Source organism: Syntrophomonas wolfei subsp. methylbutyratica, assembly GCF_001570625.1.
Taxonomy (GTDB): Bacteria; Bacillota; Syntrophomonadia; order Syntrophomonadales; family Syntrophomonadaceae; genus Syntrophomonas; species Syntrophomonas methylbutyratica.
The window spans coordinates 236,510-263,060 of the sequence record NZ_BBQT01000002.1; the positions used below are offsets into that span (position 1 = coordinate 236,510).

26 protein-coding genes, 5 tRNA genes and 1 other annotated feature are annotated in these 26,551 nt (G+C 44.9%); all 31 genes read left to right on the plus strand.

What is annotated here, in order from left to right; translation table 11 throughout:
- The first annotated feature begins 16 nt into the window (after positions 1-16).
- On the plus strand, positions 17-1,387 hold the full coding sequence (locus AWB54_RS02835) for an SIR2 family protein (RefSeq protein ID WP_061213117.1): 1,371 nt from the start codon (positions 17-19) through the stop codon (positions 1,385-1,387).
- The gene (locus AWB54_RS02840; protein ID WP_235811067.1) at positions 1,363-2,478 is read left to right on the plus strand and encodes a phosphomethylpyrimidine synthase ThiC; all 1,116 of its coding nucleotides are present in this window, start codon (positions 1,363-1,365) and stop codon (positions 2,476-2,478) included. The genes AWB54_RS02835 and AWB54_RS02840 overlap by 25 nt, the downstream gene beginning before the upstream one ends.
- Before the next feature lie 110 nt (positions 2,479-2,588).
- Positions 2,589-3,335 (plus strand): 23S rRNA (guanosine(2251)-2'-O)-methyltransferase RlmB, encoded by a 747-nt coding sequence (gene rlmB / locus AWB54_RS02845; protein ID WP_061213118.1) that lies wholly within the window; start codon positions 2,589-2,591, stop codon positions 3,333-3,335.
- A 101-nt stretch (positions 3,336-3,436) separates the two neighbouring features.
- Positions 3,437-4,087: an RNA polymerase sporulation sigma factor SigH gene (gene sigH, locus AWB54_RS02850; RefSeq protein ID WP_011641726.1), complete on the plus strand. Its 651-nt coding sequence runs from the start codon at positions 3,437-3,439 to the stop codon at positions 4,085-4,087.
- Between the two features lie 67 nt (positions 4,088-4,154).
- Positions 4,155-4,230: transfer RNA gene (locus tag AWB54_RS02855), tRNA-Thr, on the plus strand.
- 12 nt (positions 4,231-4,242) lie between these two features.
- Positions 4,243-4,327, plus strand: a tRNA-Tyr gene (locus AWB54_RS02860).
- 7 nt (positions 4,328-4,334) lie between these two features.
- Positions 4,335-4,410: transfer RNA gene (locus AWB54_RS02865), tRNA-Met, on the plus strand.
- A gap of 394 nt (positions 4,411-4,804) precedes the next feature.
- A tRNA-Thr gene (locus AWB54_RS02870) sits at positions 4,805-4,880 on the plus strand.
- Between the two features lie 3 nt (positions 4,881-4,883).
- A tRNA-Met gene (locus AWB54_RS02875) sits at positions 4,884-4,960 on the plus strand.
- A 360-nt stretch (positions 4,961-5,320) separates the two neighbouring features.
- Positions 5,321-6,523 (plus strand): elongation factor Tu, encoded by a 1,203-nt coding sequence (gene tuf / locus AWB54_RS02880; protein ID WP_061213119.1) that lies wholly within the window; start codon positions 5,321-5,323, stop codon positions 6,521-6,523.
- 162 nt (positions 6,524-6,685) lie between these two features.
- Positions 6,686-6,835 (plus strand): 50S ribosomal protein L33, encoded by a 150-nt coding sequence (gene rpmG, locus AWB54_RS15180; RefSeq protein WP_082735982.1) that lies wholly within the window; start codon positions 6,686-6,688, stop codon positions 6,833-6,835.
- 18 nt (positions 6,836-6,853) lie between these two features.
- Positions 6,854-7,096, plus strand: coding sequence for a preprotein translocase subunit SecE (gene secE / locus AWB54_RS02885; protein ID WP_061213120.1), 243 nt, complete (start codon positions 6,854-6,856; stop codon positions 7,094-7,096).
- 110 nt (positions 7,097-7,206) lie between these two features.
- A complete protein-coding gene (gene nusG / locus AWB54_RS02890; RefSeq protein ID WP_041428091.1) occupies positions 7,207-7,716 on the plus strand; it encodes a transcription termination/antitermination protein NusG in 510 nt (169 codons plus the stop codon).
- A 72-nt stretch (positions 7,717-7,788) separates the two neighbouring features.
- Positions 7,789-8,214, plus strand: coding sequence for a 50S ribosomal protein L11 (rplK, locus tag AWB54_RS02895; protein ID WP_061213121.1), 426 nt, complete (start codon positions 7,789-7,791; stop codon positions 8,212-8,214).
- A gap of 69 nt (positions 8,215-8,283) precedes the next feature.
- The gene (gene rplA / locus AWB54_RS02900; RefSeq protein ID WP_061213122.1) at positions 8,284-8,994 is read left to right on the plus strand and encodes a 50S ribosomal protein L1; all 711 of its coding nucleotides are present in this window, start codon (positions 8,284-8,286) and stop codon (positions 8,992-8,994) included.
- A 5-nt stretch (positions 8,995-8,999) separates the two neighbouring features.
- Positions 9,000-9,148, plus strand: a sequence feature (ribosomal protein L10 leader region).
- A gap of 21 nt (positions 9,149-9,169) precedes the next feature.
- Positions 9,170-9,694: a 50S ribosomal protein L10 gene (gene rplJ, locus AWB54_RS02905; protein ID WP_235811068.1), complete on the plus strand. Its 525-nt coding sequence runs from the start codon at positions 9,170-9,172 to the stop codon at positions 9,692-9,694.
- A 70-nt stretch (positions 9,695-9,764) separates the two neighbouring features.
- Complete coding sequence (gene rplL / locus AWB54_RS02910; RefSeq protein WP_061213123.1) at positions 9,765-10,142, plus strand: 50S ribosomal protein L7/L12; 378 nt, start codon at positions 9,765-9,767, stop codon at positions 10,140-10,142.
- Positions 10,143-10,465: 323 nt separating this feature from the next.
- The gene (locus AWB54_RS02915) at positions 10,466-11,125 is read left to right on the plus strand and encodes a hypothetical protein (RefSeq protein ID WP_061213124.1); all 660 of its coding nucleotides are present in this window, start codon (positions 10,466-10,468) and stop codon (positions 11,123-11,125) included.
- 181 nt (positions 11,126-11,306) lie between these two features.
- Positions 11,307-14,636, plus strand: a complete 3,330-nt coding sequence (gene rpoB / locus AWB54_RS02920) for a DNA-directed RNA polymerase subunit beta (RefSeq protein ID WP_061213125.1) — start codon at positions 11,307-11,309, stop codon at positions 14,634-14,636.
- 110 nt (positions 14,637-14,746) lie between these two features.
- Positions 14,747-18,292, plus strand: coding sequence for a DNA-directed RNA polymerase subunit beta' (gene rpoC, locus AWB54_RS02925; protein WP_153014642.1), 3,546 nt, complete (start codon positions 14,747-14,749; stop codon positions 18,290-18,292).
- Between the two features lie 115 nt (positions 18,293-18,407).
- Positions 18,408-18,668 (plus strand): ribosomal L7Ae/L30e/S12e/Gadd45 family protein, encoded by a 261-nt coding sequence (locus AWB54_RS02930; RefSeq protein WP_061213126.1) that lies wholly within the window; start codon positions 18,408-18,410, stop codon positions 18,666-18,668.
- A 26-nt stretch (positions 18,669-18,694) separates the two neighbouring features.
- On the plus strand, positions 18,695-19,072 hold the full coding sequence (rpsL, locus tag AWB54_RS02935) for a 30S ribosomal protein S12 (RefSeq protein WP_061213127.1): 378 nt from the start codon (positions 18,695-18,697) through the stop codon (positions 19,070-19,072).
- Between the two features lie 14 nt (positions 19,073-19,086).
- Positions 19,087-19,557: a 30S ribosomal protein S7 gene (gene rpsG, locus AWB54_RS02940; protein WP_061213128.1), complete on the plus strand. Its 471-nt coding sequence runs from the start codon at positions 19,087-19,089 to the stop codon at positions 19,555-19,557.
- 18 nt (positions 19,558-19,575) lie between these two features.
- On the plus strand, positions 19,576-21,660 hold the full coding sequence (gene fusA / locus AWB54_RS02945; protein WP_061213129.1) for an elongation factor G: 2,085 nt from the start codon (positions 19,576-19,578) through the stop codon (positions 21,658-21,660).
- 231 nt (positions 21,661-21,891) lie between these two features.
- Positions 21,892-23,094 carry an elongation factor Tu gene (gene tuf / locus AWB54_RS02950; RefSeq protein ID WP_061213119.1) on the plus strand — a complete coding sequence of 401 codons (1,203 nt, stop codon included), beginning with the start codon at positions 21,892-21,894 and terminating at the stop codon, positions 23,092-23,094.
- 95 nt (positions 23,095-23,189) lie between these two features.
- The gene (gene rpsJ, locus AWB54_RS02955) at positions 23,190-23,501 is read left to right on the plus strand and encodes a 30S ribosomal protein S10 (RefSeq protein ID WP_061213130.1); all 312 of its coding nucleotides are present in this window, start codon (positions 23,190-23,192) and stop codon (positions 23,499-23,501) included.
- 150 nt (positions 23,502-23,651) lie between these two features.
- Positions 23,652-24,266, plus strand: coding sequence for a 50S ribosomal protein L3 (rplC, locus tag AWB54_RS02960; RefSeq protein ID WP_061213177.1), 615 nt, complete (start codon positions 23,652-23,654; stop codon positions 24,264-24,266).
- A gap of 54 nt (positions 24,267-24,320) precedes the next feature.
- Positions 24,321-24,944: a 50S ribosomal protein L4 gene (rplD, locus tag AWB54_RS02965; protein WP_061213131.1), complete on the plus strand. Its 624-nt coding sequence runs from the start codon at positions 24,321-24,323 to the stop codon at positions 24,942-24,944.
- On the plus strand, positions 24,945-25,232 hold the full coding sequence (rplW, locus tag AWB54_RS02970; protein ID WP_061213132.1) for a 50S ribosomal protein L23: 288 nt from the start codon (positions 24,945-24,947) through the stop codon (positions 25,230-25,232). It begins immediately after the preceding gene.
- Positions 25,233-25,342: 110 nt separating this feature from the next.
- Positions 25,343-26,170: a 50S ribosomal protein L2 gene (gene rplB / locus AWB54_RS02975; RefSeq protein ID WP_061213133.1), complete on the plus strand. Its 828-nt coding sequence runs from the start codon at positions 25,343-25,345 to the stop codon at positions 26,168-26,170.
- A gap of 84 nt (positions 26,171-26,254) precedes the next feature.
- A complete protein-coding gene (rpsS, locus tag AWB54_RS02980; RefSeq protein ID WP_061213134.1) occupies positions 26,255-26,539 on the plus strand; it encodes a 30S ribosomal protein S19 in 285 nt (94 codons plus the stop codon).
- Positions 26,540-26,551 lie beyond the last annotated feature (12 nt).

Sequence of the window (26,551 nt, forward strand, 5' to 3'; positions counted from 1 at the left end):
AGCGAGGTTCAAACTCATGAAAAAAGAAACTGTTATAAACAGGGTATCGGATGCCCTGAAAAATAATTGTGGTGCAATTTTTGTCGGAAGTGGGATATCATATGAATCTACAGAAGTAGATTGGTTTAAGCTGTTAGAGCCTCTAACAAATGAACTTGAAATTAAAATAGATAATGAAAATGACGATTTACCGCAAATAGCACAGTATATTGTGAATGAATACTCTGGAAACAGAGGTCCACTGCTGAATCAAATATCAAAAGCTTTTAATAAAAAATATAATATAAATGATTATCATAAGGCTCTTGCAACTACAAAAGTATCTACTATATGGACGACTAACTATGATACATTGCTGGAAACCGCTTTTTTAGAATTCCTTTCTGATGTCAAAGTAAATGATGATATGATCTCAAGAAATGTAAATAACTCAGAAATTGAGATAATAAAAATGCATGGGTGTATATCAAGATCTCATCATGACGAAATTACTATAACTGAAGAAGATTATGAAGATTTTTTAGTAAACAAACCAGCAATATCTCAAAGGCTATGCAATGATCTGCTTAAAAAATCATTTTTGTTTATAGGATATAGCTACAGAGATCCTAACATAAAAAATATCATGGTAACAGCTAGAAGACTAAGTAAGAAATCAACGCAAGAGCATTATATAATAATAAAAAGGGCTACAGATAAGGAGCCTATAAAGCGCAAAGAAAAAGCAAAACGACAAAAACTATGGTGTACGGATTTAAAGAGATTTGGAATTTCAACTTTGTTAATTGATGATTATGATGAATTAAAAGATATATTGGTATCAATAAGTCAAAGTTCCAGGGGAAAAACAGTATATATTACAGGATCCCATAAAAATGGAAATGAAGTTGCCAGAGAATTAGGGATGAAGTTAGCAGAAGAGAAGGACATTATCCTTATTAGTGGGCAGTCTGCAGGAATTGGAGCAGATGCAGTTTCTGCGTTTACAGAGCAATGCATAGTGAAACAATTGGATGTTAGTGATAGAATGCGAATTTTCCCAAATCCTTACGCAGCAAACCCTAAGTTTTCTAATGATTTATCTCTGTTGCCAGAATTAAAAAAATATAGAGCCAAGTTATTTAATTCTACTCAAATTGTTGTAGTGTTTAGTGGTAGAGACGGTACAGAGGCGGAAGTAGAAGTGGCAATAAACAGAAACTGTAAAATAATACCTGCGATTGTCATTCCTGAGGATAGGGATAATGATGTAATAAAGCAGATTATTAATAACGGTTCTATAATGGAAATGATTAAGGAAGTAGATAAAGAGTACCATGATAAATTATTAGATACAGTAGTATCAACGGAGGATATTTTTAGGTGCCTGATGAGACTTGTAAAATAGAAGTTAATAATCATAACAAGCACATTGCAAGACTAAAGAAAAACGATGGTTTTTTTGAGGCAGGCTATGGAAAAAGAACTTTGATAAATAGTTTAATTGGGTTTAATGATATTTCAGATTATGAATATGAACATAAAAAGATTATTCGAATTTCCAGTATTAAGGAAAGCCCGGATATACTCTCTGATCTAAGTACGAAGAAAGTAAAAAGGAGCAAAGCACTTTGGTATAAAGTAATCAAGGATACACCATTTGTATCCGCTACATTACCAATATATTTAGCCAATAATAAGAATGGAGTAATTGATCAAAAGGATTTATTGGAAATTATAGTTGATCAAATGGAATGCGGGGTTGGTTTAATTACGATTCATCCAACTGCAAATAAAGAGATATATGAAGAGGCAAAAAAACGGATTGTACCAATAACTTCGCGTGGTGGTGGAATAGTAATTAAGGACTTAGTGGCAAAGGAGTTTAAGGATGAAAATGTTTATCTAAGAATATTACCTCAGATTATCTCTTATGCACGAAAGTATGAAGTAGTATTGAGTATAGGAACTACCTTTCGCTCAGCGAATATTTTTGATAGTAATGATAAAGCACAAAGAATGGAGATTGAAAAACAAATATCATTAGCTAAGTTGATTTCGCAGAATAATGTAGGAGTAATAATAGAATCTCCAGGGCATGCAAGGCCAAATGATATTAAGAGGATATCATCAATATTAAAAACTGAAGGGTTTCCAATCATGCCTTTGGGTCCTATTCCTACAGATATAGCAATTGGGATGGATCATGTTTCAAGCGCTATAGGAGCTGTGATTATGGGGTTAGAAGGGTGTGCAAATATTCTAGCAACCGTAACACGGGAAGAACATACAGGGGGACGACCTACAATAGAATCAACTATTGAATCAATAAAAACTGCAAGAATAGCAGCTCATATTATTGACATTCACAATTTAAATGACACAGTGATGGACATGATAATTGTACAAAATAGAGCAAAAGCTAATACCTGTGTATTTGGAAAGAATACAGAGAACTGTGAAAGGTGTAAAGAATTCTGTCCACTTAGCATTAAATAATTTTTCCCCCGTTTCTCCCTTCAGCGTATCGTTTTGTTATTGTGAAGGAGGTGGGGCAGGGGTTCTCCTCTGTTGAATCTTAATAATATGTGCTTTGTTAGGTGGGAGCGATGAAAGAACTGGTTTTTGGGATAAACGCGGTAAGTGAAGCCCTGAAGGGGCAACGCCGGGTTTATAAGATTTATGCACAACGAGAGCGGCAGGATAAACGACTGGGAGAAATCCTGACTCTGGCTCGTGAAAAACAACTTAAGCCGCAATATTTGGAAAAGAAGAAAATGGATGAGCTTTGTGAGGGCAAGCACCAGGGGATTATTGCCGAAGTGGAAAGATACCCTTATGCCGACTTGGGCCAGATCTTAAAAAAACTCAAGGACCGGAACGAAAAGCCCCCATTTTTATTGCTGCTTGACGGTATCGAAGATCCGCAAAACCTGGGAGCTATAATCCGGACGGCAGAATGTGCCGGTGTAGATGGCATCATTATTCCCAGCCATAAATCAGCTGAGGTCAATCCTACGGTTAGCCGGGTTTCAGCCGGAGCCGTGGAACATATGGCAATTATCCGGGAAAACAACCTGGTTAACACCATCAAGTACTTGAAAGAAGAGGGATTCTGGGTAATTGGTGCTGACGCCAAGGCCCAGCAGAGTTATTTTAATACCAGCATTCCCAGCCCCACGGCCCTGGTAATTGGGGGCGAAGGACGGGGAATAAGACGGCTGGTTAGTGAAAACTGTGATATTTTAGTAAAGATACCTATGTTTGGCCAAGTTAATTCTTTAAATGCCTCGGTTGCGGCAGCCTTGCTTATTTATGAAGTTCTGCGCCAACGGATAAACTTGCTTCCCGGATAGCTTGACGAGTCGATAAAACAGTGACTATAATATTTATGTGTGTGTCAATACCAGGGTTTTTGCATCATAATTAATATTATTTTATATATGGAGGCGGTCAAATGCCCGGTTCTGTCGCTGAGAAAACCATTTGTATTACATATCTGGAGATGTGTGATGAAGAAATAGTAGATTTAGCGCAGCTAGGTGACCAATTTGCAATCGAATTTTTAATGGACAAGTATAAAAATTTTGTCCGCGCCAAAGCCAGGTCTTATTTTTTGATTGGAGCAGACAAGGAGGATATCATTCAAGAGGGTATGATTGGCTTGTTTAAGGCTATTAGAGACTATAAAATGGACAAGCTTACTTCCTTCAGGGCTTTTGCAGAATTATGTATTACCCGACAGATTATTACCGCTATCAAAACTGCCACCCGGCAGAAACACATCCCTCTTAACTCCTATGTATCTTTAAATAAGCCTATCTATGATGAAGAGTCAGAGCGCACCCTTATGGATATTCTTTCTACTACCAGAATTTCCAATCCTGAGGAAATTGTTATTAGCCGTGAAGAATTCATCTTTATTGAGAAAAAAATAGGGGAAATTCTGAGTTCGCTGGAATGGAAAGTACTGATGGCATATCTAGAAGGCAAGTCATATCATGAAATAGCTATAGACTTGAAAAGACATGTAAAATCAATTGATAATGCCTTGCAGAGGGTAAAAAGAAAACTGGAAAAATATCTCGAGGACAGGAACGCCATGTAAGCTAAGATTTTACCTTTCAATTTATGTTGACTTTGCCCGGTTCAGAGTATACAATATTACTTGCTGAGCCGAGCTAGCTCAACCGGTAGAGCAGCTGATTTGTAATCAGCAGGTTGCGGGTTCAAGTCCTGTGCTCGGCTCCATAAAGAAAACCTGGAGGGATACCCAAGTGGCCAAAGGGGGCAGACTGTAAATCTGTTGGCACCGCCTTCGAAGGTTCAAATCCTTCTCCCTCCACCATAAATGACGCGGGATGGAGCAGTTGGTAGCTCGTCGGGCTCATAACCCGAAGGTTGCCGGTTCAAGTCCGGCTCCCGCAACCATAAAAGCGACCATGGACAGTACTACAGCTACATCCATGTAAACAAATAGAATATTAAATGCTGCTAAAAGCAGGCAAAAACTTACCCGAGGTCGCATCAGTAGTGCCCGCAGGGTGCAACCATAAAAGCGACCATGGAACGTACTACGGGTACATTCATGTCAACAAATAAAATATTAAATGCTGCTGAAAGCAGGCAGAAACTTACCCAGGGTCGCACTAGTAGTGCCCGCAACCTTAATAGTGACATCCGAAGGATGGAACACCAGGAGTACCCGAAGGGTGCAGGGTGCAACCATGTAAGCGACCATGGACAGTACAATAGCTACATCCATGTAAACAAATAGAATATAGAACGCTGCTAAAAGCAGGCAAAAACAGCCAGGTTAATTTACGCCCTTATAGCTCAGTCGGCAGAGCGCATCCTTGGTAAGGATGAGGTCACCGGTTCAAGTCCGGTTAAGGGCTCCATCCGGCGGCGTAGCTCAGCTGGCTAGAGCATACGGTTCATACCCGTAGTGTCAGGGGTTCAAATCCCTTCGCCGCTACCATAGATTATTAAGGAGTGATATTCACTCCTTTTATTTTATTTTTTTATTGGGTAGAATATTAATTAACGATTCTGCTATGAGGCCCCCACTGAATGTAAATGAGTCAATATTATAGTAGAGATAGTGAATAAGGTTTTGAATTTTCATGTAATGTCTTATACTATTGGACAGGATACTACTCTTTGCAGGGAATCCGTTATCGGATTTATCCGATGACTAACTCGCTCTAAGGCTCCCGCCTCTATAGGCAGGAGTAAGGGCGACTAAGTCCCTGGATAAGTGCGACTAAGCTTCAGATGGAGTTAAAACTCCACCTGAAGCAAGTCTTACTTTATTTTAAAAGGAAAGGTGAGAGAAAGGATGGCAAAGGCAAAATACGAGAGGACAAAACCTCATCTTAACATTGGGACCATAGGTCACATAGACCATGGCAAGACCACATTGACAGCAGCGATAACCCAGACCCTGTCGAAAGTAGGAGGAGCCAAGGCCACGTCCTATGAAGAGATTGACAAAGCCCCGGAAGAGCGGGAAAGAGGCATAACCATCAACACCTCGCATGTTGAATATCAAACCGAAACCCGTCACTACGCCCATGTAGACTGCCCCGGTCATGCTGACTACATAAAGAACATGATCACCGGAGCAGCGCAGATGGACGGATCCATACTGGTAGTATCAGCCGCTGACGGCCCCATGCCGCAGACCCGGGAGCACATACTGCTATCCCGTCAGGTAGGGGTACCCTATATAGTAGTATTTATGAACAAGACCGACATGGTAGACGACCCCGAGCTACTGGAACTGGTAGAAATGGAAGTCAGAGAACTCTTAAGCTTCTATGAGTTTCCCGGAGACGACATCCCCGTACTAATGGGCTCAGCCCTGAAGGCCCTGGAATGCGGTTGTGGCAGTCGGGAATGCGAATGGTGCAAGCATATATGGGAACTGATGGATGCGGTAGACAGTTATATACCCCTGCCGGAAAGAGCAGTTGACAAGCCCTTCCTGATGCCCATAGAAGACGTATTCACCATAACCGGAAGAGGCACCGTAACCACAGGAAGAGTAGAGAGAGGTCAGGTAAAAGTAGGAGACGAAGTAGAAATAGTAGGAATGAGAGAAGCCACCAGAAAGACCGTGTGTACTGGAGTAGAAATGTTCCGCAAGCTTCTGGACTATGCCGAAGCCGGAGACAATATCGGCACCCTGTTAAGAGGAGTAGACCGCAAAGAAGTAGAAAGAGGCATGGTACTGGCCAAGCCCGGCAGCATCAAGCCCCTGACCGCATTCAATGCTGAAGTATACGTCCTGACCAAAGAAGAAGGCGGGAGACACACCCCGTTCTTTGGCGGTTACAGACCGCAATTCTATTTCCGGACCACCGACGTAACCGGAATAATCCAGTTGCCCGAAGGAGTAGAGATGGTAATGCCCGGGGACAATGTACAGATGGCAATAGAGCTGATAACCCCGATAGCCGTAGAAGAAGGTTTGAGATTCGCCATCCGTGAAGGCGGAAGAACGGTAGGTGCCGGTGTGGTTACCAGTTTGAACGAGTAAACAGGGAAAATGATCCTATATTTCTGTTAAGGGATTATACAGCAGGGGTCTTGTTCCCCTGCTGTATTGACTGATGAAGAAAAAAGAGCTATTTGACATGAGGAATAGCCTTGTGATAGATTATTATAGGATTTTTGTGCAGAGGATGGAGGTGTCATTGCAGTGAGAGTTGGAGTAACACTGGCATGCAGCGAATGTAAACAACGTAATTATACGACCACCAGAGACAAGAAAAAGCAAGGTGAAAAAATAGAGAAGAAGAAATATTGTCGCTTTTGCAATACGCATACACTCCACAAAGAAATCAAGTAATCTAGAGGGTGTGAATAAATGGTGAAAAATAATGTTTCGGAAGTTAAGGAATCAGCTTTAAAACTACGCTGGGAGAATGGGAAACAATTCTTCTTAAATGTTTACAGTGAATTAAAAAAGGTACACTGGCCTAATAGACAACAAATGATAGCTTATACTGGAGTGGTACTAATCGCTGTAACCCTGGTAGCCGTTATAATCTGGTTATTTGATTCAGGACTCTCGTTTTTATTGGCGAAGCTATTTGAAGCCTTTGCCTAGATAAGGAGGTGGATCTAATTAACGACCGGCAAGCAGGTGTCACGGAAGTTCTTGAAAGAGAGCAAAGTGTAGAGCCCGCTGAGGAAACAAGACATCAGGGTGATTGGTATGTGGTACATACCTATTCGGGATATGAAAACAAAATAAAGGTTGACCTGTCCAAAAGAGTAGAATCCATGAATATGCAGGACAAAATCTTTGAGGTTATTATTCCCGAGGAACAGGAAGTAGAATACAAAAACGGCAAACGCAAGGTTACCAACAAGAGAATTTTTCCCGGCTATGTTATTGTAAACATGATTATGGATGATGACTCCTGGTATGTAGTGCGCCATACTCCTGGAGTAACCGGTTTTGTAGGAAGTGGCAGCAAGCCTATTCCCCTGCATCAGGAAGAAATAGACAAGATTCGCCGTCAGATGGGACTGATGGAAAAGAAGACCATGATTATTGATATTGAAATAGGAGAGAGTATCCGGGTCAAAACCGGTCCCTTTGCCAATTTCGAAGGAGTAGTGCGGGAATTGCTGCCGGAAAAAGGAAAGATAAGAGTTAACATTTCCATGTTTGGCAGGGAGACGCCCGTAGAACTGGATTATGAACAAATAGAAAAGATATAGCGCTGTGTTGAAACTGCTCCGCAGTTTCTTCCGATGCTTAAAGCTATTAAGGAAAGAAGGAGGTGGAGGGAAATGGCACGAAAAGTCTTGGGTAAAATATCACTACAGATTGCTGCAGGAAAAGCTACGCCAGCACCACCGGTAGGACCAGCCCTGGGCCAATATGGGGTTAATATAATGGGATTTTGCAAAGAGTATAATGCCAGAACAGCCAATCAAGCCGGCTATATTGTACCAGTAGAAATAACAGTGTTTGAAGACCGGTCTTTCACTTTTGTGATTAAATCACCCCCGGCTTCTGATTTGTTGAAAAAGGCTGCCAATATAGACAAAGGATCGGGTGAGCCGAACAAGAAGAAGATTGGTAAAGTCCCCCGGGCCAAGCTGCTGGAAATAGCGGAAACCAAAAAAGAAGACCTGAATGCCAGCGACATTGATGCAGCGGTAAAAATGATAGAAGGAACCGCCCGCAGTATGGGACTGGAAATAATTGATTAAGTATAAGTGATTTTATGTTTTATGATTATGAACCATGGTGGGAGGCCTAAGCCGATTACCACAAGGAGGATGAAAGAATTGAAGAGAGGAAAAAATTACCAACAAGCCAGCGAAAAATTGGATAGCCTGGTACTTTATGAGCCGCGAGAAGCGTTGGAACTGGTTAAGGAGATAGCCAAAGCCAAATTTGACGAAACCGTAGAGGTGCACATTAAACTGGGCGTGGATCCGCGGCATGCTGACCAGCAAGTCAGAGGTACGGTTAGCCTGCCCAATGGAACGGGGAAAACCCGTAAGGTATTGGTATTTGCCAAGGGAGAGAAAATCAAAGAGGCTGAACTGGCAGGGGCTGATTATGTCGGAGGAGAAGACCTGGCCGAAAAAATACAGGGTGGCTGGTTTGATTTTGATGTGGCGGTAGCTACCCCCGATATGATGGCCGTTGTAGGAAAAATGGGTAAAATCCTGGGGCCTCGCGGATTGATGCCGAATCCGAAAGCAGGAACAGTAACCTTTGATATCGAGCGTACCATTAAGGAATTAAAGGCCGGTCGGATAGAGTACCGGGTGGACAAAAGCGCTATTGTACATGCACCCATTGGGAGGATTTCCTTTGAGGTGGATAAATTGCAAGAAAATCTGAATGCCTTTGCTGAGGCCTTGCTCAAAGCCCGGCCGGCAGCGGCTAAAGGGCAATATATGCGCTCAGTCACAGTATGCTCTACCATGAGCCCGGGAGTAAAAATCAACCCGCTAGTCTTAATGGCGGCCAACAAATAAAATTAAAATTGCCAATAAAATTACCGTAGACAGCCGGTGGCAAAAGCCTTAAAGAACAGTAGTTCACCTGCCGAGGGATTGATATAAAAACTGTATTTTTCCATGCAGTATATTAACCTCTGCAGGTCATCGGCAGAGGTTTTTTAATGGATTTAGTTAAAAGAGGGGGTGAAAAATGATGCCCAAAATTGAAGAAAAGCAAAAGATAGTAAAAGAGATTGAGGGAAAGCTACAGGACTCCATGCTGGTTGTTTTTGCCGACTACCGGGGGATTAAGGTTGAAGAAATTACCGATTTAAGGAACAAACTCCGGATGCCCGGGGTAGAATTCAAGGTGCTCAAAAACACCATGACCGAGTTTGCCCTGCAAAATACGGGGAATCCCGAGGTAATATCGCATATTGCCGGCCCCAATGTGGTGCTTTTTAGCAAGGAAGATCCGGTAAGCCCTACCAAAGTTATTTATGACTTTATCAAGCAGTACAAAAAGCTGGAGGTTAAAGTTGCTATACTTGAGGGACAGATGGTTTTACCTGATAGAGTAAAAGCCCTGTCTGAATTACCACCACGGGAAGTATTACTGGCCCAGGTTCTGGGTACTATGCAGGCGCCAATCACCAGCCTGGTATATGTACTTAATGCCAATATCGGCGGATTGGTAAATGTATTGGATCAGATCCGGCAACAAAAAGCAGGTTAAGAACCTTTAGTAATTCAATGAGAGTAAGAGAACAAATAATTAAATATATTAAATTTGGGAGGTAATATTAATGAGTAAAGTACAGGAAGTTATCGATATCGTCAAGCAAATGACCGTTTTGGAGTTATCCGAACTGGTAAAGGCCCTGGAGGAAGAATTTGGAGTTAGCGCCGCTGCTCCCGTAGCCGTTGCTGCTGCCCCTGCCGCTGGTGCTGCTGCAGAAGCCGTTGAGGAGCAATATGAGTTTGATGTTATTCTTACCTCATCCGGTGAAAAGAAGATTAATGTCATTAAGGTAGTTAGAGAGATAACCGGGCTAGGACTTAAAGAAGCCAAGACCCTCGTAGATGAATGCCCCAATCCGGTAAAAGAAAAAATCACCAAGGAAGAGGCCAACGAAATAAAAGCTAAGATTGAAGAAGCCGGTGGCAGTGTAGAAGTAAAATAGTTTTTTGCAGTAGAACCCCTCATGGCCGCAACCTTAATAGTGATACCCGCAGGGTGGAACACCAGGAGTACCCGCAGGGTGAGGGCCATGACCACCGATGAAAAGCGAGTTAGTAGGCGCTTGAATAGTAAGATGCAGTAGGAAATAAATTAACCCCTCACCCCTTACTCCTCACTTTTCTTACGAATCATGCTTTATTTACAGGAAGTCCAATAAAAGACTAAAAAAAGTGCTGCTCAAGCAGCACTTTTTTTATTGCTCAAATCAAATTTGTGATATAATCTTAGTTCAAGTTTATTTTACGTAAGGAAGGGGTATGATAGATGATGAAGAATTTTTCCCCATTAATCTTTACTCTCCTCTTTATGATAGTATTATGGCCTGGGCCGGTTCAGGCGGCAGAGGTACTCTGGCAAATAGATTTACGCGATGATGGTTCCATATATGAAAGTCTGACTATGGAGCAACCACCCGGCTTTGATACTAAGGAGTGGAAGCAAATAGAGGGAGGAGAAGAGTACAAGTTAGAGCGCAAGCTGGACAACTGGCAGGCTTATCAGGCTCAATCGCAAAGATTACCGATAAAGGCAGAGATTAAGAATTACATAGTATTCAAGAGAACATCTTTATTCTGGGAAAAAGATAAATCGGCGGATTTTTTACAAGCAGTAGTTGATTCAGGACAGGGACAGCTTAAGATTAGGATTCCGGGTGCCATTGGCGAAAGCTCGGCCGATGAAGTTAAAGACATGGCCGCTACCTGGGAATTAAAACGCCTGGCTGCCATGGAAGATGGGCAGAAGCTTTTAGCAGCAAGTGTTTTGGATGGGCTAATGCTGGGAGTGGTGCTATTTGGAACGGGATTTCTGATAATAATAATATGGTTTATGAGAAGAATGAAGCGGGTAAATAATCTCATTCAAGAAAGATACTCCCTGGAGAATATTGGACAGGAAGAAGATTTAGATGAAGATGATGATTGATAACAGAAAAATATCTTGACTGCAAATAGTCTATATGATAATATTAATAATTGCCATTGTAGTATAAGGTGAAATATTTATTAAATAGATGGTATTAGTAAGTTTGGAATTAAAGCGAGGTTTAAGGTTAGGCCTTGCTTTTCACTTCTTTTGGGAATTTTTTAAAGGGGTGAATTATTGAATGGCTCATCTTGAACAATTTGGACGTGTCAGTAGGCTTAGTTATTCCCGCATTAAGGAACCTGTCGAATTACCCAACCTGATTCAGATTCAAAAGAACTCCTATGATTGGTTTTTGGAACACGGCCTGAGAGAGGCCTTGCAAGAGGTTTTTCCTATTTCTGATTTTACCGGAAACCTGGAGTTGGGCTTTTTGGATTACAGTATGGGTGAACCCAAATATTCCATTAACGAGTGCAAAGAGAGGGATGTCAGTTATCAGGCTCCCTTGAAACTCAAAGTAAGGCTGACGGACAAAGAAAATGGCGAAATAAAAGAATCCGAGGTCTATATGGGGGATCTGCCCCTGATGACAGAAAAAGGTACTTTTATTATTAACGGAGCGGAAAGAGTTGTAGTCAGCCAATTGGTTAAGTCGCCCGGAGTATATTTCAACGAACGGATGGATGTGGCCGGACATCCCCTTTTTGGGGCCACTATTATTCCCAATCGGGGTGCCTGGTTTGAACTGGAGATGGATAGCGCAGGCCTGGTCTACACTAGAATAGACAAAACCCGTAAAATACCGGTAAGCGTTTTACTCAGGGCTCTGGGTTACGAGAGCAATGAAGTCATACTTGAAATGTATGATGAAGACGAGACCATTGCCCGTACTCTGGAAAAGGATACCAGTACCAATAAGAAAGAAGCCTTAATTGAGTTTTACCGGAGGCTAAGGCCAGGTGAACTGGCTACCGAAGATGCCGCGGAGCAATTGCTGAAAAACTTGTTTTTTGACCCTCGACGTTATGATATGGCTGCGGTAGGTCGTTATAAGGTTAACAAAAAACTGGGTCTTAATATTCCTCCCGAAAACAGACATCTGACCCTGGAGGATATTACGGCTACCATTGCTTATCTTTTGAAACTTATAAAAGGTGAAGGCAAGACCGATGTTATAGATCACCTGGGCAACAGGAGACTCCGCTCTATTGGAGAGCTGCTGCAAAACCAGTTTAGAACCGGGCTGGTAAGAATGGAACGGGTGGTAAGGGAAAGGATGAGTATCCATGATGTGGAAACCCTTACCCCTCAGGTTTTAATAAATATTCGTCCGATTACAGCGGCAGTAAAAGAATTCTTTGGCAGTTCCCAGTTATCCCAATTTATGGACCAGACTAATCCTCTGGCGGAGTTAACCCACAAGCGTCGTCTCAGCGCTCTGGGGCCTGGCGGGCTAACCCGGGAAAGAGCCGGTTTTCAGGTCCGTGACGTTCATCATTCCCACTATGGCCGGATTTGTCCCATAGAAACCCCGGAAGGACCCAATATCGGTTTAATCGGGTCCCTGGCCACCTTTGGGCAGGTTAACGATTTTGGTTTTATTGAAACCCCGTACCGGAAAGTGGACAAGAAGTTGGGTCGGGTTTTGAATGAGATTGTATATCTCTCTGCCGATGAAGAAGATGAATATTATGTAGCCCAGGCCAATGCTCCCCTGGATGAAAATGGTTACTTTATTGAAGAAAAGGTTGAAGCCCGCTACTTTGAAGAAATCCTGGAGATTCCCAAGAATAGAGTCGACTACATGGATGTTTCCCCCAAACAGGTTTTCAGTGTAGCTACAGCCTTAATACCCTTCCTGGAAAACGATGATGCCAACCGGGCATTAATGGGAGCCAATATGCAAAGGCAGGCAGTGCCCCTGGTTAAGACCGAGGCTCCGATTGTGGGTACCGGTTTGGAACACAAAGCCGCCCGGGATTCCGGAGCAGTGGTAATAGCCAAAAAGGCCGGAACGGTGAAAAAAGCCAGTGCCAGCCGGATAACTATAGAAAACGATGATGGAACTATAGATAATTATGAGCTTTTGAAATTCATGCGCTCCAACCAGGGTACTTGCTATAACCAGAGGCCGATAGTAAAAGTAGGCGAGAGGGTGGAAGCAAATGAGGTTATAGCTGACGGCCCCAGTACCGAGCATGGTGAATTAGCTCTAGGGCGTAATGTTATGGTTGCTTTTATGCCCTGGGAGGGCTACAACTATGAAGATGCTATTCTAATCTCCGAAAAGTTGGTCAAAGATGATGTGTTCACTTCTATTCATATTGAGGAATATGAATGTGAAGCCAGGGATACCAAATTAGGATCGGAAGAGATTACCCGTGATATACCCAATGTATCTGAAGATATGTTAAAAAACCTGGATGACCAGGGGGTAATCAGAGTAGGGGCCGAAGTAAGGCCGGACGATATTCTGGTAGGAAAGGTCACCCCCAAGGGTGAAACCGAGCTGACACCGGAAGAAAGATTATTAAGAGCCATTTTTGGCGAAAAGGCACGTGAAGTTCGCGATTCATCCCTGCGTGTTCCTCATGGGGAAGCAGGCAAGGTAGTAGCGGTGAAACGTTTTTCCCGGGAAAAAGGGGATGAACTTCCACCTGGCGTTAACCAGCTGGTTCGAGTCTATATCGCCCAGAAGAGGAAAATTTCCGAGGGGGATAAGATGGCTGGCCGCCACGGCAATAAAGGAGTAATATCGCGTATCCTCCCGGAGGAAGATATGCCTTTTCTGGAAGATGGAACTCCGGTGGAAATAGTACTTAATCCTCTGGGAGTGCCCTCCCGCATGAATATCGGACAAATCCTGGAATGTCATATGGGCTGGGCCGCCAGGGCCCTGGGCCTCAATATTGCTACCCCGGTTTTTGACGGTGCCAACGAAGAAGATATCTTCACCAAGCTGCGGGAAGCAGGCCTGCTGGAAAGTGGGAAAACCATACTTTTTGATGGGAGAACCGGAGAGAAATTTGAACACGAAATAACCGTAGGTTATGTATATATGTTGAAACTGGCGCACCTGGTGGATGACAAGATTCATGCCCGCTCTATCGGACCCTATTCCCTGGTTACCCAACAGCCGTTAGGGGGAAAAGCTCAATTTGGAGGACAGAGATTTGGGGAAATGGAGGTTTGGGCTTTGGAAGCTTATGGTGCCTCATATACTCTTCAGGAAATCCTAACCGTTAAATCAGATGATGTGGCCGGCCGGTTAAAGACCTATGAATCCATTGTCAAAGGAGAAAATATACCCGAACCGGGAGTACCTGAAGGCTTTAAAGTATTGATAAAGGAACTCCAGAGCCTGGCTCTTGATGTTAGGATTCTGGCTGGAGATGACCATGAAATACTGATTAAGGATAATGAAAATGAAGGTAATGAAAAGGAAAAAGCCCGGGAACTGGGCCTGGATTTACCGGATAATCCCGTAGGAAGAATGTTGGAGATTACTCAACCCATAGAGAATGCAGATGACAAAGAGGACGCGGAAGTTAAATCCAGTCCTGAATAAGGAAGATAATGAGGAACTGTACGGAAGAAACAAGTGACTGGATGTTTCTCCGGAGGCAGAGTTGATATTAACGGTATATGTGATTACTGTCGGTCTTGCTGGAGACGGGTATGATTATCTTCTGGAAGGGAGAGAACGATTTGTCAGAAAATTTTGATCGGATCAGAATATCCCTGGCTTCCCCAGAGCAGATTAGATCCTGGAGCAGCGGAGAGGTTAAGAAACCGGAAACCATTAACTATCGGACCCTGAGACCGGAGAAGGAAGGATTATTCTGTGAGAAGATATTTGGGCCGGTAAAAGATTGGGAGTGCCATTGTGGGAAATACAAGCGCGTACGCCACAAAGGAATAGTATGTGATCGTTGTGGTGTCGAGGTAACTACCTCCAAGGTTAGAAGAGAGCGGATGGGGCATATCGAACTGGCTGCTCCGGTTTGTCATATTTGGTACCTTAAAGGAATTCCCAGTCGCATGGGTTTACTACTGGATATGTCTCCCAAGGTTTTAGAAAAAGTAATATATTTCGTAAGTTATATTGTTCTGGATCCCGGTGATACCCCCCTGTTGAAAAAACAATTGCTAAACGAACGGGAATACCGGGAGAACCGGGATAGATACGGAGAAGTTTTTAAGGCGGGGATAGGAGCGGAAGCGGTAAAATCTCTACTTTATGAAGTTGAACTGGATAAAATGTCCTCGGATCTAAAAGAAGAAATAGCCACTACTACCGGGCAAAGAAAGAGCCGGGCCATAAAACGATTGGAGGTAGTAGAATCTTTCCGCTTGTCGGGTAATGACCCGATGTGGATGATTCTGGATGTTTTACCGGTTATTCCTCCGGATCTTCGACCGATGGTACAATTGGATGGCGGCCGTTTTGCTACCTCGGACTTGAATGACCTCTACCGGCGAGTGATAAACCGGAACAACCGCTTGAAAAGGCTGCTTGATTTAGGGGCACCGGATATTATTGTTCGTAACGAGAAAAGAATGTTGCAGGAAGCGGTTGACGCCCTGGTTGATAATGGGCGAAGAGGAAGGCCGGTTACGGGACCAGGCAATCGCCCGCTCAAATCGTTAAGTGACATGCTCAAGGGTAAACAGGGGCGTTTCCGCCAGAATCTACTGGGTAAACGAGTGGATTATTCAGGAAGATCAGTAATTGTAGTAGGACCCAACCTGAAGATGCACCAGTGTGGGCTGCCCAAGGAAATGGCTCTGGAGCTTTTTAAACCCTTTGTAATGAAAAAATTGGTGGACAAGGCTATTGCCTCCAATATCAAAAGCGCCAAGAAGATGGTGGAAAGAGGCCGGGAAGAGGTGTGGGATATTCTGGATGATGTCATTAAAGAGCATCCGGTACTTTTGAATCGTGCTCCCACTTTGCATCGCCTGGGCATACAAGCTTTTGAACCAGTACTGGTGGAAGGACGCGCCTTGCAGCTGCATCCCCTGGTTTGCACCGCTTATAATGCTGACTTTGATGGAGATCAGATGGCGGTACATGTACCCCTGTCCGCTGAGGCCCAGACCGAAGCCCGCCTGTTGATGCTGGCCAGTAATAATATCTTGAACCCTAAAGACGGCAAACCGGTGGTAACTCCGACTCAGGATATGGTTATCGGTCTCTACTACCTTACATTTATTAGTGCGGAAGCTTTTAGTAAAGAGAACCCCCGCGCATTTAGCAGTACGGATGAGGCCAGGATGGCCTTTGAACTGGATCAGATAGATTTACATGAAAAAATAAAGGTAAAGATGAGTGTGCCCCAAAAGACCGGGCGGGAACTGCTGAAAAGCCATGAGCCGCAGACCTTCCTGCAGGAAATAGTAGATACTTCGGTAGGGAGGATTATTTTTAATGATGCTATCCCGACCAGTCTGGGATTCTACAATGAAATAATAGATAAGAAAAAGCTGGGCAATATAGTCTACGAATGTTATCGCCTGGAAGGCAATGCTCGTACCGCTGACATGCTGGATAGTCTTAAAAGTTTGGGGTATGAGTTCAGTACCCGGGCCGGTATTACCGTGGGTGTGACTGATTTTGAAACTCCCCCGGCCAAGTATGAGATTTTACAGGAAGCAGACCAGGAAGTTGAGGCTATTGAGCGTGATTACGAGGTAGGTTTAATTACCGATGAAGAAAGGCATGCCCAGGTAGTGGAGATTTGGAACCAGGCTACTGATGATGTAACCGAAGTTTTGAAAAATTCTTTATCGGAAGACAACCCCGTATACATGATGGCCACCTCCGGTGCGCGGGGCAATTTCCAGCAGATTCGCCAATTAGCCGGAATGCGGGGACTTATGGCGGATCCTTCCGGCAAAATTATTGACCTCCCTATTAAAGCTAATTTCCGTGAAGGCTTAACTGTTCTGGAGTACTTTATTTCTACTCATGGTGCCAGGAAAGGTCTGGCTGATACTGCTTTGCGTACGGCTGATTCAGGTTACCTGACCCGCCGTTTGGTTGATGTATCTCAGGATGTAATAGTTCGCGAGGATGATTGTGAATCGGTAGAAGGTATTTGGGTAGGGAGGATTATGGAAGGCTCCCAACTAATTGAACCCTTGCACCAGCGTATCATTGGGCGGGTATCGGTCGATACCATTATCCATCCTGATACTGGAGAGATACTGGTGGAGGAAAACCAGATGATAGATGATGATATCGGTTACGAAATTGAAAGGGTCGGTATGGAAAAGGTTAAAATAAGAAGCGTCTTGACCTGTAAGACCAGGCACGGGGTTTGTAAGAAATGCTATGGACGCAATCTGGCTACCGGCTACAATGTAGAAATCGGCGAAGCCGTAGGAATACTGGCAGCACAGTCTATCGGAGAGCCTGGCACCCAGCTTACCATGCGCACTTTCCATACCGGAGGAGTAGCCGGGGACGATATAACCCGCGGTCTACCCAGGGTGGAAGAGCTTTTCGAGGTGCGCAAGCCCAAAGGGCAGGCGGTAGTTGTAGAAGTCAATGGGAAGGTCAGATTTGGAGAAAACAAAGGGCGTCGCGAGGTAGAAGTACTTGGTGAAAACGGAGAAGTACTGGGAACCTACCCGGTTCATTATGGCTCACGTTTGAAGGTTGAAGAAGGAACCGAGGTGGAAATAGGCGATGCTTTGACTGAAGGACCCTTGAACCCGCATGATATTTTGAAGACCAAGGGCCTGCAGGAAGTACAGAGATACCTCTTGCAGGAGGTGCAAAAAGTTTACCGCTCCCAGGGGGTTGATATCAGTGACAAACACATAGAAATAATGATTCGTCAGATGCTTAAAAAGGTTAAGATTGAAGACCCGGGAGATACCTCGCTTTTACCGGGAGCATTTGTGGATATATCCAGTTTTGAAGATGAAAACAATCGCGAGATCAGGGCAGGGGGTTTACCAGCTACCTGTTCTCCCATGCTCCTGGGGATAACCAAGGCCTCGTTGAATACAGATTCGTTTCTTTCGGCGGCCTCTTTCCAGGAAACAACCAAGGTTTTAACCGAAGCGGCCATAAAAGGGAAAATAGACCATCTAATCGGTTTAAAAGAGAATGTCATAATTGGCAAACTCATTCCGGCTGGAACCGGTTATTCAGCTTACCGGGAAACCAGTATCAGCGAAGTTCCGGAAAGTGAAAATATGGTATCAGACTAAAGCGCTCCAAGAAACTATTTGACGGGGCTCTTAGCAGGTGCTAAAATATCTAAGTGCGTGGCAAATTTAGCCGACTTAGTCTGATCAAAGGCTTTTTTTAGGAGGAGGGTTAGCTTTGCCACTGGAAGAGATCAGGGATTATCCCAGGGTGATTGGAAGCAAGCAAGTTAAGAAAGCAATTAACCGGGATGAGGCCAGGAAAGTATTTATTGCTGCAGATGCCGAACCTCACATTGTGGAAGCCATAAAAAAGCTTTGCCAGGCTAAAGAAGTGGAAGTTGAAATGGCTGAAACTATGGAAAAATTGGGCAAATACTGTGGGATTGATGTGGGCTCAGCAACGGTAGCTCTCTTGAAAGGCCCCATTGGGGGTTAGCCCAGCAATAGAAGGGAGGTGCAGAAATGCCGACCATAAATCAACTGGTAAGAAAAGGACGCGAAAAGGGTGAGCAAAAGTCAACCGCGCCCGCCTTAAAAAGCTGTCCCCAAAAAAGGGGGGTTTGTACCCGGGTATATACTACCACCCCCAAAAAGCCTAATTCGGCTTTACGCAAAATTGCCAGGGTACGATTAACTAATGGCATAGAAGTTACTGCTTATATTCCGGGCATTGGCCATAACCTGCAGGAACACTCCGTGGTGCTTATCCGAGGGGGAAGAGTCAAGGATTTGCCGGGTGTAAGATATCACATCATAAGAGGAACTCTGGATGCTTCCGGGGTTCAGATGCGTAATCAAGGAAGATCCAAGTATGGCACCAAGAGGCCGAAAAAGAAATAGGAGGGAGGCGCAAAATGCCGAGAAAAGGACCAGTTCCCAAGCGAGATGTCTTACCGGATCCCATCTACAACAGTAAGATATTTACCAAGCTGGTTAACCAGCTTATGTGGGATGGAAAGAAAAGTTTAGCTGAAAAAATATGTTATGGCGCCTTTGAAATTGTACAGAGCAAAACCCGCCGGGAACCCCTGGAAGTATTTGAAGAAGCCATGAAAAACATAACCCCTATTGTCGAAGTCAGAGCCAGACGGGTAGGCGGAGCCAATTACCAGGTTCCGGTGGAAGTCCGCTCAGATAGAAGACAGACTCTGGCCATAAGATGGCTGGTCGGTTATGCCCGCAAAAGAGGAGAAAAAACCATGGCCGAGCGCCTGGCTGGCGAGATAATGGATGCAGCCAATCATACTGGCGCGGCTGTAAAGAAGAGAGAAGATACCCATAAAATGGCAGAAGCCAACAAGGCGTTTGCTCATTACCGCTGGTAAGTCGAAGAGAGGAATTCGATGGCTGACAGCTATGATTTAACTGCTATTAGAAATATTGGCATTATGGCTCATATCGATGCCGGAAAAACCACCACCACGGAAAGAATATTGTTTTATTCCGGACGGGTCCATAAGATGGGTGAAGTGGATAAAGGTACCGCTACTATGGATTGGATGAGCCAGGAACAGGAAAGAGGAATAACCATAACCTCGGCAGCTACAGCTTGCAAATGGAAGGGTTATTTTGTCAATATTATCGACACGCCCGGCCATGTGGACTTTACAGTTGAGGTAGAGCGCTCATTAAGAGTGCTTGATGGGTCTATAGGTATTTTTTGTGCGGTAGCCGGCGTGCAACCACAATCAGAAACCGTATGGAGACAGGCTGATCGTTACCAGGTTCCTCGCATCGCTTACATCAATAAAATGGACCGGGTAGGCGCTGACTTTTTTCGAGTAATCGAAATGATAAGAAATAATCTGGGCAGTGATGCGGTGGCCATACAATTACCCATTGGGGTAGAGGAAGCATTCTCTGGTGTTATTGATTTGATTGATTTTAAAGCCTACATCTATGAAGATGAGAGCGGCGAGCAATACCGGAAGAGGGAATTAAACCCTGATGAAAGAGCAAAAGTTCAGGAATTCAGGAATCTTCTTCTGGAAAGATTAGCAGAATACGATGACAATATACTGGAAAAATACCTGGAGGCCCGGGAGATTTCCCCAGCGGAAATCAGAAGTTCTTTGAGAAAAAGTTGTATCGCCAACCAAATAGTACCAGTACTTTGCGGGTCTTCATTTAAGAACAAGGGAGTGCAGATGCTGCTGGATGCGGTGGTGGACTACCTTCCTTCCCCTCTTGATATACCTGCAATTGAGGCGATGGATATAGCCAGTGGAGAAAACGTGAGAATAAAGCCCGAAGTTGATGCTCCTCTTTGTGCCCTGGCCTTCAAACTGGCCAGTGACCCCTATGTGGGAAAACTAACCTACTTTCGTATTTACTCCGGTCGGATAAAGGCAGGAAGCACTCTCTTCAACAGTCGTCAGGATAGAAAAGAACGTTTTGCCAGATTGTTGAAAATGCATGCCAATCACCGCGAGGAAATAGAGGAAGCTTGTGCCGGTGATATTGTAGCCGGGGTAGGCTTGAAAAATACGGCAACCGGCGACACCCTCTGCAGCGAAAACCATCTTGTCTTGTTGGAAACGATTGACTTTCCGCAACCGGTTATCGATGTAGCCATCGAGGCCAAAACCAGAGCTGACCAGGAAAGAATTGAAGAAAGCCTGCGGCGGCTGGCGGAGGAAGACCCAACATTCCAAACCAGACAGGATAAAGAAAGCGGCCAGATGATAATATCCGGTATGGGGGAATTACACCTGGAGATTATTATTGACCGCCTGCTCAAAGAATTTAAGGTTAATGCCAATATCGGCAAGCCCCAGGTGGCCTATAAGGAAACAGTTAAGAAAAAGACCGCTGCAGAAGTCAAATTTGACCGGCAAGCTGGTGGTCGCGGGCAATATGCTCATGTATTATTGGAAATTTTACCCCTGACTGAGGGTCAGGGAAAAAAGTTTGCAGACAAATCCAGCCCTGAAGCAATACCCCGCGAATTTATACCCGCGGTGGAAATGGGGGTGCGGGAAGCTTTACAGGCGGGCATACTGGGTGGATACCCGGTGGATGATGTGGAAGTAGTTCTAAAGGGTGGTTCCTATCATGAGGTGGATTCCAACGAACCAGCCTTTAAGATTGCCGCCAGTATGGCATTGAAGGAAGCTTTGGAAAACGCCCAATCAGTTTTCCTGGAACCAGTGATGGATCTGGAAATTATCTGTCCCGAGGAATACCTGGGGGATGTAATTTCCGATCTAAATGCTCGCCGGGGAAGGATAATAGCTCTGGAAGAGAACCGCGATACTAAAGCGGTAAAAGGATTGGTACCGCTGGCGGAAACCTTTGGTTACGCTACCAGTTTAAGATCCCTTACTCAGGGCCGAGCCAGTTTTTCCATGAAGATAAAGGATTATGCTGAGGTACCCGAGTCCAAAAGCCGGGAGATAATAGCCCGAAGATATGGGCTGCCGGTGTAAGGCGGAAGACGGATGTCGGAAGGCGGAAGTCGGATAAGGGAGGACGGAAGACGGGAGATTAGCGCGGTACCCCTTGAGCCGCGAGACAAGCCGCAGGTGTTGCCCATGCGAAGACTGCGAGCGGTATATTTATACAAGCTAATGCACAATTATAATTTTTTACATCCAAAAGTAACTAGGCGCCTGGCACTAAAAATAAAAACAAATACAAAAGGAAAGGTGAGAGAAAGGATGGCAAAGGCAAAATACGAGAGGACGAAACCTCATCTTAACATTGGGACCATAGGTCACATAGACCATGGCAAGACCACATTGACAGCAGCGATAACCCAGACCCTGTCGAAAGTAGGAGGAGCCAAGGCCACGTCCTATGAAGAGATTGACAAAGCCCCGGAAGAGCGGGAAAGAGGCATAACCATCAACACCTCGCATGTTGAATATCAAACCGAAACCCGTCACTACGCCCATGTAGACTGCCCCGGTCATGCTGACTACATAAAGAACATGATCACCGGAGCAGCGCAGATGGACGGATCCATACTGGTAGTATCAGCCGCTGACGGCCCCATGCCGCAGACCCGGGAGCACATACTGCTATCCCGTCAGGTAGGGGTACCCTATATAGTAGTATTTATGAACAAGACCGACATGGTAGACGACCCCGAGCTACTGGAACTGGTAGAAATGGAAGTCAGAGAACTCTTAAGCTTCTATGAGTTTCCCGGAGACGACATCCCCGTACTAATGGGCTCAGCCCTGAAGGCCCTGGAATGCGGTTGTGGCAGTCGGGAATGCGAATGGTGCAAGCATATATGGGAACTGATGGATGCGGTAGACAGTTATATACCCCTGCCGGAAAGAGCAGTTGACAAGCCCTTCCTGATGCCCATAGAAGACGTATTCACCATAACCGGAAGAGGCACCGTAACCACAGGAAGAGTAGAGAGAGGTCAGGTAAAAGTAGGAGACGAAGTAGAAATAGTAGGAATGAGAGAAGCCACCAGAAAGACCGTGTGTACTGGAGTAGAAATGTTCCGCAAGCTTCTGGACTATGCCGAAGCCGGAGACAATATCGGCACCCTGTTAAGAGGAGTAGACCGCAAAGAAGTAGAAAGAGGCATGGTACTGGCCAAGCCCGGCAGCATCAAGCCCCTGACCGCATTCAATGCTGAAGTATACGTCCTGACCAAAGAAGAAGGCGGGAGACACACCCCGTTCTTTGGCGGTTACAGACCGCAATTCTATTTCCGGACCACCGACGTAACCGGAATAATCCAGTTGCCCGAAGGAGTAGAGATGGTAATGCCCGGGGACAATGTACAGATGGCAATAGAGCTGATAACCCCGATAGCCGTAGAAGAAGGTTTGAGATTCGCCATCCGTGAAGGCGGAAGAACTGTAGGTGCCGGTGTGGTTACCAGTTTGAACGAGTAAACAGGGTGACAAAGGGCAGGGGATAAAATGGCCCTTGCCCCCGAACACCTGGATGCGTGTATTATTGAAGCCAGTCTAAGGAGGTTTAACAAAGAGTGAATGGCCAGCAAAAAGTAAGGATTAGACTAAAGGCGTTTGACCATAAGCTTCTGGATCAGTCTTCCCAAAAGATTGTGGAGACAGCCAGGAAGAATGGTTCCGGTGTATCCGGTCCGATTCCCTTACCTACGGAAAAAAGTATCTATACTATCCTGCGTTCTCCCCATGTAAACAAGGATTCACGGGAACAGTTTGAAATGAGAACGCATAAACGCCTGATAGACATACTGGATCCTAATCCCAAGACCATAGATGCTCTGATGCACCTGGATTTACCTTCAGGAGTAGATATAGAGATCAAGCTATAGCTGAATCACTGCTTAAGAGACCAGTGGGAAAGCAGGCCTCGCAGGCAAGAGAATAATTCCAAAAAAAGAGAAGTGACGTTGGATATCCCACTTCCAACCTATCACCAGAAGACGGAGGTAATTAAGGTGACTACTAAGAAGAAAGCCATAATGGGAATAAAAATTGGCATGACACAAATATTTGATGAGAACGATAAAGCTGTACCAGTGAGCATTATTGAAGCTGGCCCCTGTACAGTTTTACAGAAGAAAAAGGTGGAGAGCGATGGTTATGAGTCCATTCAGGTAGGCTTTTACAACCTGAAAGAAAAATTGGCCAACAAGCCAGCCAGAGGACACTTCAAAAAAGCCAATGTGAAACCGCTGCGCTACATCAAGGAATTCCGTATTGATAATGTAGATGAATACGATGTAGGGCAGGAAATAACAGCGGATATTTTTGCGGCAGGAGATCTGGTTGATGTAATTGGTACTTCAAAGGGTAAAGGCTTTGCCGGCGGTGTTAAAAGACACAACTTTGCTCGTGGATCCATGGGTCATGGTTCCAAATATCACCGGCGCCCCGGTTCCCTGGGAGCAAAGGGACCGGCCCGCGTTTTTAAGGGAAGAAAGCTCCCGGGTCGACTTGGGGGAGAAAGAGTTACGGTTCAGGGCTTGAAGGTAGTAAAAGTCTATCCGGATAGGAATCTTATTCTTATCAAAGGTTCAATTCCAGGGCCCAAGAGAGGTTTTGTCATTATAAAGAATTCAGTTAAGGAAAAATAGCAGAGAGCAGCTAATTAGAGCTTTCCACTATTTTAAGAGGAGGTAAGCAAAAAGATGCCCAAGGTTGCGTTGTATGATATGAGCGGGGCCCAGGTCGGTGAAATAGAACTTAATGACAGCGTTTTCGGCATTAAGCCCAACCAGGCGGTTATGTTTGACTTCGTAAAAATGCAACTGGCCAATAAGCGAGTGGGTACTGCTTCAAGCAAGACCAGAGCTGAGGTCAGAGGTGGAGGCAAGAAACCCTGGCGGCAAAAAGGTACCGGTCGGGCTCGTGTGGGTAGCAGCAGAAACCCGGTGTGGACTAAAGGCGGGGTCGCTTTTGGGCCCAGGCCCAGAGACTTTTCCTATAGATTACCGCGCAAAGTCAGAAGATTGGCTATGAAATCAGCTCTATCCAGCAAGGTACTCGATAACAATATTATTGTACTGGATTCCCTCACTTTTGATGAACCCAAAACCAGGCTTATGGTTCAGACCCTTAAGTCGTTGCCGGTGGGGAAGAAGACCCTGGTAGTTACCGCTTATGGTGATCCCAATGTAATAAAATCAGCTCGTAACATTCCCGGGGTAAAACCCATAAGAGCAGATTTTATCAATGTTTATGATTTACTGCATTACGATACTTTGCTCATAACCCGCGAGGCAGTGGCCCGGATAGAGGAGGTATTTGCCTAAATGAGAGATTACCGAGACATTATAATTAAGCCGGTGGTTACCGAAAAATCGATGAATTTGCTGGCCGATAACAAATACACCTTTATCGTTGACAAGCGGGCCAATAAAACCGAGATAAAAAACGCCATCGAGAATATATTTGCCGTTCGAGTTGAGAGTGTAAACACTATGAATATAAAAGGCAAACCCAAAAGGATGGGCCGCTTTGAGGGCAAAAAACCCGACCGCAAAAAGGCGGTAATCAGTCTTAAACCCGGCCATAAGATACGTTTGTTTGAAGGCATGTAATATAACAGGGACAGGTCTTTTGATACGTCCCCTTATCAACGGGGCGTTAGTTTAAAAAATTTGTTTATAAGCAGGTTAATTTACTGTCGTAGTAAGGAGTGAAACGATAGATGGGCATAAAAAAATTCAAGCCTACGACACCCAGTAGAAGGCATATGACCACCATGAGTTTTGAGGAGATTACCAAGCAGGAACCGGAAAAAAGCCTTACTGCTCCCCTCAAAAGGAAAGCGGGCCGAAATGTAAAGGGCCGTATTACGGTAAGACATCGGGGTGGCGGCCATAAACGCCAGTACCGTATAGTTGATTTCAGGAGGGTTAAAGATAATGTTCCGGCTCGGGTAGCAGCGATAGAATACGATCCCAACCGCTCTGCCCATGTAGCCTTGCTGCATTATTTTGACGGGCACAAGGCTTATATCATAGCGCCCCATAACTTGAGGGTGGGAGATGTGATAGAATCAGGTCCCAATGCTGATATAAAGACAGGCAATACCCTGCCATTGAAAGACATACCGGTAGGCTCTCTGATTCACAATATCGAGCTAAGACCCGGTAAAGGTGCTCAACTGGTACGCTCGGCCGGAGTAGTGGCGCAACTGATGGCCAAAGAAGGAGCCTATGCCCATGTGCGCTTGCCTTCCGGAGAAGTAAGGCTTATTCATGTAAACTGTCGGGCTACTATTGGTCAAGTAGGGAATCTGGAGCATGAGAATATGACCCTGGGCAAAGCCGGCCGCAGTCGCTGGTTGGGTATCAGACCCGGCGTAAGAGGTTCGGTAATGAATCCGGCTGATCACCCTCATGGTGGCGGAGAAGGCCGTGCTCCCATCGGCAGGAAGCATCCAGTCTCTCCCTGGGGTAAGATTGCCATAGGCGGTAAGACCCGCAAGAAAAAGCCATCGGACAATATGATTGTCAGAAAGCGCAAACCCTAGGGAGCAGGTTAAGCTTAGAAAAAGCAGATATTGGGTTAACGCCCGCTTAAGGGAAATCCCTAGCATAATAAAGGAGGTCTTTAGATGGGCAGGTCACTGAAAAAAGGACCTTATTGTGAAGACAAATTGCTAAAAAAAATAGAATTGATGAATCAATCAGGCCAGAAAAGAGTAATCAAAACCTGGTCCCGGCGTTCTACTATAATGCCGGAAATGATCGGGCACACCCTGGCGGTACATGATGGGCGCAAGCATATACCAGTCTATGTAACCGAAGATATGGTGGGCATGAAACTGGGCGAATTTGCCCCCACCCGGACTTACCGGGGCCATGCCGGCAAATCTGAAAAATCCAGCAGAGCGCGGTAGGAAGGAGGATGG

Bases quoted from the DNA above. Each gene is read 5' to 3' on its own strand.
- AWB54_RS02835 (WP_061213117.1), top strand. From the start codon at position 17: ATGAAAAAAGAAACTGTTATAAACAGGGTATCGGATGCCCTGAAAAAT.
- rlmB (WP_061213118.1), top strand. From the start codon at position 2,589: ATGAAAGAACTGGTTTTTGGGATAAACGCGGTAAGTGAAGCCCTGAAG.
- sigH (WP_011641726.1), top strand. From the start codon at position 3,437: ATGCCCGGTTCTGTCGCTGAGAAAACCATTTGTATTACATATCTGGAG.
- tuf (WP_061213119.1), top strand. From the start codon at position 5,321: ATGGCAAAGGCAAAATACGAGAGGACAAAACCTCATCTTAACATTGGG.
- secE (WP_061213120.1), top strand. From the start codon at position 6,854: ATGGTGAAAAATAATGTTTCGGAAGTTAAGGAATCAGCTTTAAAACTA.
- rplK (WP_061213121.1), top strand. From the start codon at position 7,789: ATGGCACGAAAAGTCTTGGGTAAAATATCACTACAGATTGCTGCAGGA.
- rplA (WP_061213122.1), top strand. From the start codon at position 8,284: ATGAAAGAATTGAAGAGAGGAAAAAATTACCAACAAGCCAGCGAAAAA.
- rplJ (WP_235811068.1), top strand. From the start codon at position 9,170: ATGATGCCCAAAATTGAAGAAAAGCAAAAGATAGTAAAAGAGATTGAG.
- rplL (WP_061213123.1), top strand. From the start codon at position 9,765: ATGAGTAAAGTACAGGAAGTTATCGATATCGTCAAGCAAATGACCGTT.
- AWB54_RS02915 (WP_061213124.1), top strand. From the start codon at position 10,466: ATGATGAAGAATTTTTCCCCATTAATCTTTACTCTCCTCTTTATGATA.
- rpoB (WP_061213125.1), top strand. From the start codon at position 11,307: ATGGCTCATCTTGAACAATTTGGACGTGTCAGTAGGCTTAGTTATTCC.
- rpoC (WP_153014642.1), top strand. From the start codon at position 14,747: ATGATTATCTTCTGGAAGGGAGAGAACGATTTGTCAGAAAATTTTGAT.
- rpsL (WP_061213127.1), top strand. From the start codon at position 18,695: ATGCCGACCATAAATCAACTGGTAAGAAAAGGACGCGAAAAGGGTGAG.
- rpsG (WP_061213128.1), top strand. From the start codon at position 19,087: ATGCCGAGAAAAGGACCAGTTCCCAAGCGAGATGTCTTACCGGATCCC.
- fusA (WP_061213129.1), top strand. From the start codon at position 19,576: ATGGCTGACAGCTATGATTTAACTGCTATTAGAAATATTGGCATTATG.
- tuf (WP_061213119.1), top strand. From the start codon at position 21,892: ATGGCAAAGGCAAAATACGAGAGGACGAAACCTCATCTTAACATTGGG.
- rplC (WP_061213177.1), top strand. From the start codon at position 23,652: ATGGGAATAAAAATTGGCATGACACAAATATTTGATGAGAACGATAAA.
- rplD (WP_061213131.1), top strand. From the start codon at position 24,321: ATGCCCAAGGTTGCGTTGTATGATATGAGCGGGGCCCAGGTCGGTGAA.
- rplW (WP_061213132.1), top strand. From the start codon at position 24,945: ATGAGAGATTACCGAGACATTATAATTAAGCCGGTGGTTACCGAAAAA.
- rplB (WP_061213133.1), top strand. From the start codon at position 25,343: ATGGGCATAAAAAAATTCAAGCCTACGACACCCAGTAGAAGGCATATG.
- rpsS (WP_061213134.1), top strand. From the start codon at position 26,255: ATGGGCAGGTCACTGAAAAAAGGACCTTATTGTGAAGACAAATTGCTA.